This window comes from Rosistilla ulvae (assembly GCF_007741475.1).
GTDB classification, from domain to species: domain Bacteria; phylum Planctomycetota; class Planctomycetia; order Pirellulales; family Pirellulaceae; genus Rosistilla; species Rosistilla ulvae.
The window spans coordinates 7,383,291-7,397,763 of record NZ_CP036261.1; the positions used below are offsets into that span (position 1 = coordinate 7,383,291).

General features: G+C 56.7%; 8 protein-coding genes and 1 pseudogene. 5 read left to right on the forward strand and 4 right to left on the reverse strand.

Annotated elements, in window-relative coordinates; genetic code table 11:
- Positions 1-27 precede the first annotated feature (27 nt).
- The 3 genes and pseudogenes from ltrA to EC9_RS26015 form a co-directional block, all read right to left on the reverse strand.
- Positions 28-1,613: pseudogene (gene ltrA, locus EC9_RS26000) on the reverse strand (group II intron reverse transcriptase/maturase).
- Between the two features lie 536 nt (positions 1,614-2,149).
- Positions 2,150-2,464, reverse strand: coding sequence for a hypothetical protein (locus EC9_RS26010; RefSeq protein ID WP_145348884.1), 315 nt, complete (start codon positions 2,462-2,464; stop codon positions 2,150-2,152).
- A complete protein-coding gene (locus EC9_RS26015) occupies positions 2,461-2,712 on the reverse strand; it encodes a hypothetical protein (protein WP_145348885.1) in 252 nt (83 codons plus the stop codon). Before EC9_RS26015 ends, EC9_RS26010 begins: the two co-directional genes overlap by 4 nt.
- A gap of 371 nt (positions 2,713-3,083) precedes the next feature.
- On the opposite strand from EC9_RS26015, the gene EC9_RS26020 reads away from it, so the two are divergent.
- The 5 genes from EC9_RS26020 to EC9_RS27115 all read left to right on the forward strand — a co-directional run bounded on the left by EC9_RS26020 (position 3,084) and on the right by EC9_RS27115 (position 12,895).
- Complete coding sequence (locus EC9_RS26020) at positions 3,084-4,019, forward strand: ParA family protein (protein WP_145348886.1); 936 nt, start codon at positions 3,084-3,086, stop codon at positions 4,017-4,019.
- Between the two features lie 136 nt (positions 4,020-4,155).
- On the forward strand, positions 4,156-6,261 hold the full coding sequence (locus tag EC9_RS26025) for a GNAT family N-acetyltransferase (RefSeq protein ID WP_145348887.1): 2,106 nt from the start codon (positions 4,156-4,158) through the stop codon (positions 6,259-6,261).
- A gap of 3 nt (positions 6,262-6,264) precedes the next feature.
- The gene (locus EC9_RS26030; protein ID WP_145348888.1) at positions 6,265-6,705 is read left to right on the forward strand and encodes an ASCH domain-containing protein; all 441 of its coding nucleotides are present in this window, start codon (positions 6,265-6,267) and stop codon (positions 6,703-6,705) included.
- Between the two features lie 1,803 nt (positions 6,706-8,508).
- The gene (locus EC9_RS26035) at positions 8,509-9,990 is read left to right on the forward strand and encodes a sulfatase (RefSeq protein WP_246105883.1); all 1,482 of its coding nucleotides are present in this window, start codon (positions 8,509-8,511) and stop codon (positions 9,988-9,990) included.
- Positions 9,991-10,942: 952 nt separating this feature from the next.
- A complete protein-coding gene (locus EC9_RS27115; RefSeq protein WP_145348889.1) occupies positions 10,943-12,895 on the forward strand; it encodes a BPSS1187 family protein in 1,953 nt (650 codons plus the stop codon).
- Between the two features lie 99 nt (positions 12,896-12,994).
- On the opposite strand, the gene EC9_RS26045 is transcribed toward EC9_RS27115, so the two are convergent.
- Positions 12,995-14,251, reverse strand: a complete 1,257-nt coding sequence (locus EC9_RS26045) for a M14-type cytosolic carboxypeptidase (RefSeq protein WP_246105884.1) — start codon at positions 14,249-14,251, stop codon at positions 12,995-12,997.
- Between the last annotated feature and the right edge of the window lie 222 nt (positions 14,252-14,473).

The window sequence follows — 14,473 nt, forward strand, 5'->3', positions numbered from 1 at the left end:
GCACAGATCCGTACTTGAAGAATTACCTCATACGGCTCCTGCCTTGAGTCGGGCGCGGTGGCGTTCACTAGGGTAGGGATGAAGGATTCGCAGCTCGGGATAGTACTTTTGCGTCAGGTGACGCATCCGTGCCCACGTCCAGTTGTGACGCTGGCTCCGCCGACGCAGTTGGCGAAGCCACAGCTTCGAGACCGCATTGTGAAACTGCCTCAGGCGGTTCATGTTCCCCGGTATAGCAGGGTAATTTTGCCAACCGCGGAGCACACGCCTTAACCAACAACCCAATGCACCGGTCCTCCAGTGTCGACGCTCGATCAACTTTTGCTTGATCGCCGAAAGTGTCGAACGCATTCGCGTGGCTACCGATTCGCGGTGGACAGTGAACCAGCCATGACGGCGGGTGTGTCCACAGCGATGCGTGAAGCCAAGAAAGTCGAACGTTTCCGGTCGACCTTCACCACGTTTGAGTCGACGTTCGGTGGCGAAGCGACCGAACTCGATCAGGCGAGTCTTTTCAGCGTGGAGTTTCAAGCCGAACTTGCGAAAGCGGGCATGGAGCGAATCCAGACACACCTCCGCATCGTCCTTGTGCTCAAAACCGATTACAAAGTCGTCGGCATAGCGCACGACAACAATATCACCACGCGTCTTTTGGCACCGCCACCACTGGATCCAAAGATCGAAAACGTAATGCAAGTAGACGTTTGCAAGGAGCGGCGAGATCACCGCGCCTTGTGGTGTCCCTGCGTTCGTCTCCGACCATTCACCCTCTTCGCTAATCCCAGCCCGAAGCCATTTTGGATCAGCCGAAGCAGACGCTTATCGCCGATTCGGTGCTCCAGGAACTTGAGCAACCATGTGTGGTCGATCGTGTCAAAGAAGCTATCGACGTCGGCGTCCAATACCCAATTCACCTTCTTACTGGTCAGTGCAACACTCAGTGCGTCGAGCGCCTTGTGTTGACTCCGCCCAGGTCGGAAGCCGTAACTGAAACCGAGAAAATCCTGTTCGTAGATACACTGCAACACCCAGGCGACCGCTGTCTGGACTATTTTGTCCTCCAACGATGCAATCCCGATCCGACGCCTGCGTCCATCGGGCTTGGGAATGTAGATTCTCTTCGACGGTTTCGCTCGGTACGCTCCTCGGTGAATTCGCCCCAGGAGATCGGTGATCCGGTCGCCTAGGTCCTGCTCGTAATCGTGCCACGTCACCTCATCGACACCGACTGCCGCAGTCTTCTTCAGATCGAAGAAGGCCGCTGTCAGCAGGTCTTCGTTGACATGATGCAGCAACGCTGTGAACTTCAGCTCGGGGTTGGACCGAGCTGTTTCGCGCACGCCTACCAACCCGAGTGACCTTCGACGATTCCGCTTCGGTGCGCGGGCGAGGTCGGATTGATCGACGTTCCTCTTGGCTGAGTCCCTTTCCTCGGCAGGCTCCGCCGCTGGTTCAGCACCAGCATTGTTCGCCTGTGTCGGCGGTACTACGGACTCATCTGACTTCCCATCGGCGTTCATGTCAGCCTTGCCCTCGGAGAGGTTCTCTGACCGTCCTTGCGTTGGAGGAACCGATGGGATCTCCCGGTTCTCGCGTTTGGAATTTCCGCACATGCACAGGGTCTCAGACTCCGCCGCGTCCGATTGCACCTTGCCCTTAGCGGTACAATCGATTTTGCCTTCCCTACGGCAGAACGAGGTCGGCACGCGAAAGGCTTGATTTCGGAGCTCAATGGCTGGCCTGCGCTTCCCTCGTCCCGGACGCTCAGCACGATGTCGTTACCTTCATCGCACCTCCGTTGGAGGCCGAAGCATTTGGCTACAATCTCTTCGTAGGACACTTTCATTCCCTATTCCAAACCGGTTTTATCCCGGCACTCTCTGCCCCCATCATTCTGCGAAACATCAACTGCCGTTTCCGTCTTCGCAGGCAACTGAAATAAGGCGCGCAATTGTTCTGCTCAGCCGGCGTTGGAACGTTGGCAGGATGATGGGGGCAGAATGAATGTGGTTGGGGATTTTAAGAATAAACAACGGTGTATCTCTTCATTGAAAGCACTTTCGCTGCGATCCCGATCGTTCTGCTCCAGCCAATCAGGCAGGCATGCTAACTGCGACTTGGGCCGCCTCGCAGATGGCTCCCGGGCGAATCAGCCCGGCCATTGATCCTGTTCTGCGGCGAGCAGAGTTAGTACTTCAACGGTATCGCTCTGGATGCGAAAAAGAGCGCGGTACCTAGGCGTCGATCCAAGCCCGACGAGCTTTTGATGGAGGCGAAATGGATAGGAGCCATCTTCAGCCGCCAGTCCATGCCGCTCGGGCATCGTCGATAGTTCCGCTAACTGCTGGTATACAGCATCCATCCACTCCGTTGCCTTTTCCGTTGAGTGATGCTCCTGCCACCACTTAGTGTTCCGCAGGATGTTGCGATGTGCCTCGTCTTTGATGACAACAGCGAAAGTCATTGCGGTTGCTGCAACGCTTGATGGTTGCGTCGCTGCGATTCCTCCAGCGTCATGCCTTCCCCCTGGAGCCCACGATCGATGGAAACCATTGCATTTTGCTGTTGTAGCGCCGCCATCGCCCGTCGATGCAACTGCTCATCGATCAGGAAATAGACCTTCTGATTCGATGGATCGACGACGGGGAGTGGTTGGTCACCGGCTGCGTGTAAAGCGTCGGTGATGTCCGATGAAAGCGGTTTAGGTGTCATGCAATGATTTTAGCGTCAAGCAGATCCGATGCAAAATGATTCCCCCTCCGCCGCTTTGGTCTCTATCGCTCGCGATGGCTCCGGGCTGTAAGTCGAGGGCGGGCCTTGCCATCCTGTCAGGGCGAATCTCGGTTTCAATGCAAAGCATCAGCCGGCACGCGATAGCGTCCGATTCTCGTGGGCAACGCAGTGTTCGCACACGCCGGCTAACCCGCCTAAGCACAAACACTCGGTAGCCCCCGACACCCTGTCGTCGACGACGGCAAACCTCCCGAGCATCTGCTATCATCGGCCATTGTTTTGGTGGACAATCCCCGACAGGTTGGCGGGGGCGAGGTTTGTCGATGGGGAAATGCAAGGAAGAGGAATAGATGGCGGTTATTCTGTTTACCAATTTGAAGGGTGGCGTGGCGAAGACGACCAATGCGATCGCGGTCGCGGAGTGCTTGGCTTCTTCGGGCAAGCCGACGCTGTTGATCGATGCCGACCATCAATGCACCGCCAGCGAGTTGTTGCTTGGCGAACAGGCACTGATCGAGCTGGATCGGAAGAAGCGGACGCTGCACGATCTGTTGTCGGAGATGTTGAAGCCGGAATTTGAAGCGAAACAGTTTGATGCCTACGTGAGGCCGAGCGCTTCGAACATCGGCGGCGGGATCGAAGACCTGTCGGTCATCCCCTGCTCGGTCCGGATCGACGACTTTCAAACCAACTACGCCAAAGGGGGCCACGGGTTCCATACCTGGCAAGACTTCCGCAAGTTGTTCAATGCAAACCGTCTGCAATTCCGCTGCTGGCTGAAGCAGTTTGCGTATGTGATCGTCGACTGCCCGCCGAGCCTCTCGCTGCAGGTCAAACTGTTCCTGGGTATCGCCGACGCCTACGTCGTCCCGTGCCAGCCGAACCGGCTATCGATCCGCGGCCTGCTGTGGCTGGGTGAGCGAATCCAGACGGCCGGTTACAAAACAGCGTGTCTCGGCACGTTGTGGTCGATATGCCGCGGAAACGACCGGCTGCACAAAGCGATCATCGAAGGGGCCGCCAGCAATCACTCCGAACTGCGAAACCTCCCCACCCCCTTCGAAACAACGGTCCCATTAGCCGCCAACATCGCGCACGCCGGCGAACTAACTGACAAGCAACCCAAGACGTTCCGAGCGAAATACGGGACCGAGTTTGGCAGGATCTACGAGCAGATCTGTGAAGAGCTGATGGACCGGGTCGAGGCGTTGGAATCGGAGCGAGCGGAGAAGCGGAGAGGTAGGCGGCAGCCGCAGAGGAAGGCAGCAGCCAGCGTGATGGAATGATTGGAGTAAACAGGTCAAGCGACGCGAATGCCGAGGCTTCCGGCGCACGATTCACCACCATAGAACGTGCCAAGAACATACAACAAGTTGTAGAACCGTTGCGTGGTCAAGAATTTAAGCTAGTGGGGACAAGGTTTTGACGAATCACGAAATTGCTGTTCGTCTAATTGAAACGGCTGACGAACTTGATGTGGTGAAGGAAATTTACCGCACCCAAAAGGCACTTTTGGGTTTCTTTCCTGATGAAGCGTTTCAACAGCGTGCTGATGCCAAGCAAATTTTGATCGCATGGTCCGGTAGCGACGCAGCTGGCTACGTGCTGTTCGCGACCAATCAGCGGTATGAGGTTCGCATCACTCACCTATGCGTGAAATCTGAGTATGGAAATCGGAAAATTGCAAAACAGCTAATCGCGGCGCTAGTGCAGGCGCACCCGAACCATTCTCGTATCCGCCTCAATTGCAGAGTCGATTACGAAGCCGCCGGTAGATACCGTCGGATGGGATTTTCAGAACTGCGTCGTTTTCCTGGTAAGAAGCAAGGAGGCAGTGAACTCATTGCTTTTGCGCTGGCAATTAATGAAACACCGCTGTTCGACGCCCTAGACGAGCCAAGCGAAACGGTAACCGTTGTGTGTGACACGATGGTTTGCATCGACATTGAAGACCAAGACCGACCGCACCATAAAGCAAGCAGTGGGTTACGATCTGATTGGCTAGTTGATGAAATCAATTTGAAAGTTACGCCTGAAATTTTTGCTGATCTCGGTCGTCAGGCAGAGCCTTTACGGAGCGATATGCGTTCGGCGGTGAAGAACGGTTGGGACCAGGTGGCAGTGGATCCGCTGGAGGTAGAGCGACAGTTGAAGGAGGTCCGTCAGGTCATGGGCGAGCCAAAGGATGATGCGAGCGCTTCAGATCAAAGACATATCGCTATTGCAGCAGCCATTGAGTCCGCAGCATTCGTCACCCGTGACGAGGAGGTCCTGAGCTTCCGCGAACAAATCCAAAGCTCGCTTGGATTACGTTTGCTTCCGCCGTCAGAATTCATAACCGAATACGACGCAGTGCTGAACTCGCATCGCTATCAGTACCGCGAACTGACTCGATCGGGAATCGAACGATGCCGAGTAGGTTCGATCGACGACTTTGATCTGAAGTGTTTTATTGACTCAGCAGGCGGCGAGACTCTCAAAGTCTTCCGTGCTAAACTAATCGCGATGCTTGCCGCTCCACGTGAGTGGGAAATTTATCGTGTTTGTTCGCGAAGCGATAAATGTATTGCGTTGTTCGCAATTCGGATTTTGGACGGCGGCGGCCGTGAAATCCACCTACTTCGCTTGAGTCGGCGTCTGGTTGGCACTCGTTTTGGACGAATCCTTGCAGAGTACATTGCCGATCAACCGCTCGGTGCATGGCGAAGCGGACAGCGTAGAATAGTTACGATTTCGGATCGTTATGCGACGCCGCTTGTTTTGGGGGCATGTTCGCGGCGGGGCTGGTCTCACGCCGATGGATCGCTATGGAGGCTTTCATTGCCAGGACAGTGGAGTCAATCCAGCCTGTGTGCCGAGCTTTCAGCAATGAGTGATTCGGGAATTGTCCCGATGGAGTTTGCAGAACAGATTTCAAAATCGATCGATATCGATCACAATTGCTTAGGCAACGAGGCTGAAACGCAGCAACTTGAGCGTTTGATTCATCCAGGCAAGGTCACTTTCGGTCAACTCCCAACTTGGGTAATACCGATACAACCCCGTTGGGCACAGGAACTTTTCGATTTCCGGCTCTGGAATATGCCTCTTTTTGATCCTGAAACATCATTGGTCATCAACCCGGACTCGGCTTATTACAAGAGCCCTCGGCAGGGGCCTAGCACCCCATTTGGACGGATTTTGTGGTACGTCAGCGGCGACAAGCGAAAAGGTGGTGGCCGGGTTCGGGCATGCTCGGCATTGACCAAACGTGTCCAAGGTACAGTCAAGAATCTGTTTCGTGAGTTTCAACGGTTCGGTGTCTACGAATGGCGTCATCTGATGGAACACTTCAAGAACGCCGACGCCCAAGGCTTGGCGATTGAATTCACGAGCACGGAGTTGTTTGAGAACCCGATCACGTTCGAGGTCGTAAACGACGTTTTAGAGTCTCACGGAATGAAGCGACAGCAGTTCATTTCCGCGGTGCTGATCCCCGATTCTGCTTTTCAAGAAATCTATTCGCAATCCACACAACATGAGCCTTGACCAATGTTGTTTCTGTCTATCCATCCAGAGCACGTCAAAGCGATTGTTGAAGGCCGTAAGACGGTTGAGCTTCGCAAACGCAAACCAAGTATTGATCCTGGATCCGCGGTAGTCATCTACGCGACCATGCCGAAGTGTGAAGCGGTCGCGGTCGCCACTGTCGAGGCAATCGAGGTTGGGGAACCAACGATTATTTGGCGAAATTGTGGCAAGCTGTCCGCTGTTTCAGTGCAAGCGTTCAACGCCTACTTCGACGGTGCTGGCAAGGCTGTCGGCATTCACCTGTCGAGTATCGCTGTTTTTAAAGAACCCGTTTCTCTTGGGGAGCTTCGCCAGCGTTGGGACGGTTTTCAGCCGCCCCAACAGTATCGCTATCTCGACGCAAAGCAACAGAAGTTCATCACAGCCCGAGAAACGACTGTTGGCGGTTGTTCGCTATCCTAGCTGTCTAAGACCGCTTGTGAGTGCATGTTGGAATTCGCGGTGTTAGCGTGATTCGAGGGTCAGTTCGTCATTGGGAATCTGCGCCCCCGTTGGGGGCGGCGTTTCTATCGTTATTTGGGTTTCCGGTGGTGTTCGCTGCGCTCGACCACCGGCTACCGTCTGGGGTCCCTGCGGGATCCGATTGGTTCGACGTGTTGAGGTCTTGTTGCATGCCACATGCGTGTCGTGGATAGAATTCGCGGTGTTGGTGCGATTGTACGGAATCGATTACGGTCGCCCCTGCCGGGGCTTTGCGCGTGCTTGGGCTTTGCGGTTCCCACGGTTTGCACCGTGGGCTACCTGCTGTCGTCCCTGCCGGGACTACCGGATGTGTATTGCGTTGAAGTGACAGTTCGATTCTGTTTTCACCAATTCGCGGTGTTGGCGTGATTCGCGGGCTGGTTTGAGGCGTTGTGGATCTGCGACCCCGTTAGAGGGTGGCGGTTCGATTGTTGTTTGGGGTTTTCGTCGAGATTCTTTGGCGTCGCACGACTCATTTCGTTCGGCTGAAGCCTCGACTCCAGCGATTCCCTGCGCTCAGAACACCAGTTGCCTTCTCAAGTGCTGAGGGATCCGTTGGTTGCGACGTGTTGGGGTTGGGCAGGACGTGATGATCCCGGAGGATCGCAGACGGATGCTTTTGCCACAGAGGACTCTGAGGCCACAGAGAGTTGTGGTTGCAATTAAATTGTTTGCTCTGTGGGATCGATGGTCTCTGGGGCTGAATGGTTTTTGATTGAATCGCGAATTGGAGCGGGCATCAGGTGGCTCATCTATTTCGGCTGAAGCCTCGACTCCAGCCGTTCGCTACGCTCAAACGACCGGATGCCTTCTGGGGATCCGGTGGCGATGTTTTTGCCACAGAGGGCTCAGAGGACACAGAGAGTTGCGTTTGGATATGTTTTTCTCTGTGGGCTCGGTGCTCTCTGTGGCTATTGTTTTTTGCGATGGTGTGCGACCCCGATGGGGGCGGCGATCGGTTGTGTGATCCGTACCGGTGGTGTTCGCTGCGCTCAGACCACCGGCTACCGTATGGGATCCCCGCCGGGATCCGATGGGGCGATTGATTCATCTTTTTCGTCTGAAGCCTCGACTCCAGCGGGTCGCTGCGATCTTGCCGTCGGCTACCGTTTGTGGGTTCGCTGCGGGGGGCCGGTAGGCATCTCAACGTGCTGCGGTTGTGTCGGACGCGATGATCCCGAAGGGATGCAAGAAGGTAGCCGGAGGTCGTTGCGCAGCGGCGCACCTCCGGAATGGGAGGACTCAATCTCGCGGTGCTCCCGGAGGGATCACAGTCGGATGTTTTTGCCACAGAGGACTCTGAGGCCACAGAGAGTTGGGGGTGCTGTTTAGCTATTGGCTCGGTGATCTCTGTGGCTGAATGATTTTGTTTGAATGCCCCACATGTGTGTCGCGGATGGCATTCGCGGTGTTGGTGTGATTCGCGGGCCGGTTTTGGCGTTTTGGTTGTGCGACTCCGTTGGGGGCGGCGGTGGATTGTTGTTTGGGATTTTTGTCGAGATTCTGTAACGTCGCACGACTCATTTCGTTCGGCTGAAGCCTCGACTCCAACTGTTCGCTGCGCTCTGACCAGCGAACACCGTCTGCGCCCCTATTGGGGGTGGCGGGAACGTTTTCGGCTGAAGCCTCGACTCCAGCGCGGTTGTTGTTTTGGGGTGTATTCGTTTTGGGGATTCGGGCGATGTACAATCTTTTCTTTCCCTGGTTCCTTACGAAACCAAATCTTTCATCTTTATGGCGGTAATGATGCAGCTTCTGAAATCTGTTGGTCGCGATTCGCTCGCGCTGTTGGTTCTTGTCTTGAGGGTCTTCTCTCTCGATGGGGACGTTCGAGCTGACGACGATCCTCGACTTCCCAATGTCGTCGTCTTTCTTGTCGATGACTTGGGCTACATGGATATCGGTGCGAACAACCCGGACTGTTTTTATGAAACGCCAAACATCGACGCGCTGTCGGGCTCCGCGATGCGTTTCACCGATGGATACGCAGCCAATCCGGTCTGCTCACCGACACGATACAGCTTGATGACGGGTAAATATCCGTCGCGCGTCGATGCCACCAATTTCTTCTCCGGCAAACGAAGCGGCACCTTTGCACCGGCTCCGTTAAACGACAACATGCCACTGGACGAAGTCACGGTCGCTGAGGCGCTGAAGTCCAAAGGGTATGCAACCTTCTTTGCGGGGAAGTGGCATCTGGGGGAGTCCGAGGAGTATTACCCTCAGAACCAGGGCTTCGACATCAATGTTGGCGGTCACAGTAAAGGGGGCCCCTACACGGGAAAGAAATATTTCGCACCGTTTAAGAATCCGCAGATGGCGGTGGAGAGTCCCGACGGCGACCATCTGCCCGATCGATTGGCTCGCGACACCGCACGTTTTATCGATGCTCACAAAGCGGGGCCCTTTTTCGCTTACCTGTCGTTCTATTCGGTTCACACGCCGCTGATAGGGCGTCCCGATCTGGTTGCCAAATACAAACAGAAGGCGGCGAAAATCAACGGGCTGGAATTTGATGACGAAGAGCAGGTCTTTGGCAACCAGCCGCGTAAGGTGCGGATTTTGCAAAAGCACGCGGTCTATGCCGCGATGGTCGAGGCGATGGACGAAGCGGTTGGCAAGGTGCTTGCACAGATCGAAGCGTCGGGCGTGGCTGACAATACGATCGTGATCTTCACGTCGGACAACGGCGGGCTGTCGACCAGTGAAGGTTCACCGACCAGCAATCTGCCGCTGCGTGGCGGGAAGGGGTGGGTCTACGAGGGAGGGATCCGCGAGCCGTGGATCGTTCGCTATCCCGGCGTGACGCGTCCGGGGTCGGTCAGCCATGAACCGGTCTGTTCGATCGATCTGTTCCCCACCGTCGCGGCGGCCGCAGGCGTGGAGTATCAACACTCGGTCGATGGAGTCGATCTGATGCCAGCCCTGCGAGGCGGTTCGTTGGATCGTCAATCACTCTATTGGCACTATCCTCACTACAGCAACCAAGGAGGCATTCCGGCGGGGGCGATTCGCGAAGGCAATTTCAAATTGATCGAACGCTACGAAGACGGCCGCGTTCAACTGTATGATCTCAAGTCGGACATTGGCGAGCGAAAGGATCTGGCCGCCGAAGATCCCGACCGCGTCGATCAAATGCGCCGTCGGTTGCACGCGTGGTACCAATCGGTCGACGCGAAATTCCTCCAGCAAAAAAAGAACGGCCCCAAACCATGGGCTCCGTGATCTAGTGGATCGCGGGTTCGGTGTCGGTGAATTCTATTGCGACACCGTTTTCGTTGGTGTTCATCGTGCGGCAGGTGTGCTGGACGCGATGCTCCCGAAGGGATGCAAGAAGGTAGCCGGGAGTCGTCGCGCAGCGGCGTACCTCCGGAACGCGAGGGCCCCGAGGCGCGATGGTCCCGGAGGGATCGCAGATCGATGTTTTTGCCACAGAGAGCTCAGAGGCCACCGAGTGTTGCAGTGGTCTCTGGTTTATCTCTGTGGGCTCGGTGACCTCTGTGGCAAACGCTTCTTTTGCGAAGGTTGTGCGTCCCCATTCGGGGGCGGCGAACAATTGCATGATCCGTACCGGTGGTGTTCGCTGCGCTCAAACCACCGGCTACCGTTTGGGATCCCCTGCGGGATCCGGTGCCCATTTCGACTTGCTGCGGTTATGGCGAAACCGATGCTCCCGAAGGGATGCGAGATGGTAGCCGGAGGTCGTCGCGCAGCGGCGTACCTCCGGAACGTGAGGCCCCGAGGCGCGATGATCCCGGAGGGATCGCAGATCGATGTTTTTGCCACAGAGAGCTCAGAGGGCACAGAGTGTTGGGATGGTCTCTATTTCTCTCTGTGGACTCGGTGACCTCTGTGGCAAATGATTCTTTTGCGATGAGATGCGCCTCCGTCGGGCGCGGCGTTCGATTGCGCGATCCGTACCGGTGGTGTTCGCTGCGCTCAAACCACTGGCTACCGTATGGGATCCGCTGACTCATCGGTTTCGGCTAAAGCCTCGACTCCAACTGTTCGCTGCGCTCCAACCACCGGCTACCTTCTTTGAATCCCTGCGGGATTTCCGTTTCGGCTGAAGCCTCGACTCCAGCAAACGGGGCGTCTCCAATCGGGATCGGTTTGAGTTATCATTGTTGGACCCTGACATCACTCTCCTTTCTCCTACCCCACAGCAGACGACACTATGTTTCGAGCACGCATATTTCTTTGGCTCTTCGCCCTCACCACGATCGGGATCGGCGAGTCGGTGGGTGCGGATCCGAAGACTGACGATTCGCCCAAGCACGTTCGCATCCTCACGATCGGCAACAGTTTTACTAATAACGCAACGCGTTATCTCGATGAGATCACCGAGGCGGCCGGCCACAAGCTGACTCACAAATCGCTGACGATCGGCGGGTCGCCGCTGGAGCTGCATGCGGCGAAAGCACTTGCGTTTGAGAAGGATCGCAGCGATCGATCGGCTTTCTATTCGAAAGGCGAGAGTTTGCAGCAGGCGTTGCAGAGCGAGGACTGGGATTTCGTCACGATCCAACAACTGAGCGTGCGGAGTCATGACGTCGAGACGTATCGTCCGTACGCGGCCCAGTTGGCTGATATCATCCATCGCTACGCGCCGCAGGCGAAGCTGTTGGTGCATCAAACATGGGCTTACCGAAGTGATGATCCTCGCTTTCGTCGTTCGCGTAAATCCAATGGCGAACCGATGACGCAGCAGGCGATGTACGAAGGGTTGAGCGATGCGTACCGGACGATTGCTGCCGAGCTGTCGGCGAGCCGGATTCCTGTCGGCGATGCGTTTTGGATCGCCGATAACGATCCAAAATTTGGGTATCGCGCGGCGGAGGACTTCGACGCCGGGAAACTGCAGTACCCCGAACTGCCCGCTCAAACGCATTCGCTGCACACCGGATACCGCTGGAACAATCGCGATGGCAAACGGACGCTCGGAATGGATGGCCATCACGCCAACTTGGCGGGTGAATATCTGGGAGCCTGCGTCTGGTTCGAGGGCTTGTTCGCCGAGAGTGCGGTCGGCAACGGCTATGTTCCCGAAAAGCTCGACCCAGAGTACGCCGCGTTTTTGCAAACCGTCGCTCACAAGGCGGCTCAGCAAGGTGGCGATGTCGTGCATGGCATCCCTGCAGAACCAAAGATGGTGAAAGATCCTTCGCCGCAGCGGTATCAGTTTCGTGTCCGCGCCAGCGAGATCGATTCGCGAACCGGTGAATATCCGGCGATCGGTTTTGTTTCGGGCACCGATAAGAAGCCTGCCGATCTGGAGTTCGCGTCGGTCGACACGCGCGTCGCTCCCAAGGGTAAGTTGGCGATCTGGTTGATGGGGCACAACGGCGGACTGTTCGAGCGTTGGAACGAATATGGAATCCATGCGATCGGAGTCAGTTACGCACGGGGATGGTTCGGCAAACTCGCTCAGCCCCAACCTTCGGATGCGTATGCCCGCGGACGGATTCGGTTGGAAGCAGCCACCGGATTGGATTTCAGCGATGAATTGGATCTGTTGCCTCCCGATGGAGCGGCGGAGCGATCGCGTCAATTGTTGTTGTGGTTGTCCAAGGAGAATCCGCAGGGGAACTGGCAGCAGTTTCTGGCCGACGGTGGATCGCGATTGCGTTGGGACAAGATCATCATGACCGGCGCGTCGCACGGCAGCACCACCGCCGCTCGGTTCGCCAAACATCAACGCGTCGATCGGGTTGTGATGTTGTGCGGGCCGCGAGACCAGGATCAGGATTGGCAGAGCTTGCCCTCGGCCACTCCCGCAAACCGATTCTTCGGGTTCACTCACGTCCTGGATGGCGGTTGGACCGGCGACCATTATTGTCGCTCTTGGGAAATGTTAGGAATGAATGCGTTTGGCCCGATCGTCGACGTCGATTCCACCACGCCTCCCTACGAGAACTCGCGCAGCTTGATCACCGCAGCGGATGTGGGAGGGGACGCTGGCCGCGCCCATGGCTCGGTCACCCCCGGTCGCTCTTCGCCCAAAAACGAAGACGGCAAATTGAAGTTCGATCCCGTCTGGCGTTATTTGTACACGCACCCCGTCGATGAAGTCGGCGTGGCGACCGAAGAAGATCCCGGTTGCCAACGCGTTCACGTGAAGTACGACTGACCGGCCGCTCGGCGCCGCCACTCGTCGGCGTCGCGCGTTAAACGCGGGCACTTCGGTTGGGAAGCGAGATCGCTTATCGATCGAAAGCTGCCCGCGACGCTACGGTTTTTCGGGTTGTTTGGCCAGGAACTGTTGCGTGGCGATGGCGAGGTTTTCGCCGACAGCTTTGTAGCCCGCCTGTGTGCTGGCGGGAGAATTCCAGGCCGTTTCCAGGCAGACGCTGACCGTGTGAGGATTGCCGTTCAGGCTGACCCAGTTCTTGCTGATCTGTCGCCACAGCGGATGATAATTCGATCCCGTCACCCTCGGCTTGTTGTTCATCGGAATCGAAGGCTCGATGCGACTGATCCGCTGGTAGGCAAGTTCCATGAATTGCTCGGCTGCTTCCACCGCCTGAGGCTTCAACAATTCCCGCGGCGGGACGAAGAAGAAGGTGGGATCTCCGGGGCCTGGGTTGTGGAGATCGATGAACAGATCCATCCGGTTTTGGTCGATCAGCTCGCCCACTTTTTGCTGAGCCGCGAGGATTTCGTTCCAATGAGGCTTGGCCGACCAGTCGCGATTGTGGTCGCGCGGGATCGCGTTTTTACCGCCGTTGCCGGTCGCTGTGTTGTCGATGTCCATGATCGGAACCAGATAGACGTCGGCGTGTTGTCGCAACCAAGCCGCTTGGGGATCGTCGCCGGCCAACCAATCAGCGAAACCCTCGGCGACCCAGCTGGAACCACTCTCCCAAGCATGCTGCCGGGCTTGGATCCAGACGCCAAAACGCTGCTCCGCCGCACGCGTTCCCTCGCGGAAGTGGAGCATCGGAACCTCGCGATCTTCGCGCGATCGGCACAACTGCATCGCTTCGACGTGCGGAGATGCTTCGCTCAATCGAGTCGCAAGTTTTTCGGCGGTCTTGGGTGTGTAAGGCGGTCCCCAGGCGACGAGCACCGACGATGCATCGGGAGTGAGTTTGTAGGTCATGATATGACCGTCGCGCTGCCCCGGATCGGTTTGTCGCCATGTTTTGCCGTCGGTCGAATAGGTCGCTCGCTTCGGCATTGCCCAGGACGCCCCCAGCGGTGGCTGTTTGCCGACGGTTGCTGTCGAGCCACGCAGTTGGAGCGTGATCGCTTGTCCGGGTTGGATACCATCGATGCGAAAGTACCACCAGCAAGGCCAGCCGCGAGCGGGATCTCCGCCGGGCATAAATCGAATGCTGCCAGCCGCCGGATCGATTTCGACCTCCGCAACCGATCCCCCTTCGAAATCAGCAGCGACCGACAGCGGGTCGTTGGCGAAGAGTTGCTCGCCGGCGATAGCGAGCGACAGGAAGGCAAGCGGGACAAGAAGTTGTCGCGGGTTCATCGGTGGGGACTCCATCGTTCTTTCGGCCCGTCAGGCCGATGCATTCATCGATTCGTGAAACGCGTAACGATACCATCGGTGAACCCAAGAGTCGAATTATCCCATCGAAGCGGCGGTGAGAGTGTGAGCCCACGGTAATCTCAGAGTGAGGTGCTCCCGAAGGGATGCGAGATGGTAGCCGGAGGTCGCCGCGCAGCGGCGCACCTCCGGAATCTGAGGGCC

What these genes read in the sequence shown, in the direction of transcription:
- EC9_RS26035 (WP_246105883.1), top strand. Translation starts at nt 8,509, where the DNA reads ATGATGCAGCTTCTGAAATCTGTTGGTCGCGATTCGCTCGCGCTGTTG.
- EC9_RS26020 (WP_145348886.1), top strand. Translation starts at nt 3,084, where the DNA reads ATGGCGGTTATTCTGTTTACCAATTTGAAGGGTGGCGTGGCGAAGACG.
- EC9_RS26010 (WP_145348884.1), bottom strand. Translation starts at nt 2,464, where the DNA reads ATGACTTTCGCTGTTGTCATCAAAGACGAGGCACATCGCAACATCCTG.
- EC9_RS26030 (WP_145348888.1), top strand. Translation starts at nt 6,265, where the DNA reads ATGTTGTTTCTGTCTATCCATCCAGAGCACGTCAAAGCGATTGTTGAA.
- EC9_RS27115 (WP_145348889.1), top strand. Translation starts at nt 10,943, where the DNA reads ATGTTTCGAGCACGCATATTTCTTTGGCTCTTCGCCCTCACCACGATC.
- EC9_RS26045 (WP_246105884.1), bottom strand. Translation starts at nt 14,251, where the DNA reads ATGAACCCGCGACAACTTCTTGTCCCGCTTGCCTTCCTGTCGCTCGCT.
- EC9_RS26015 (WP_145348885.1), bottom strand. Translation starts at nt 2,712, where the DNA reads ATGACACCTAAACCGCTTTCATCGGACATCACCGACGCTTTACACGCA.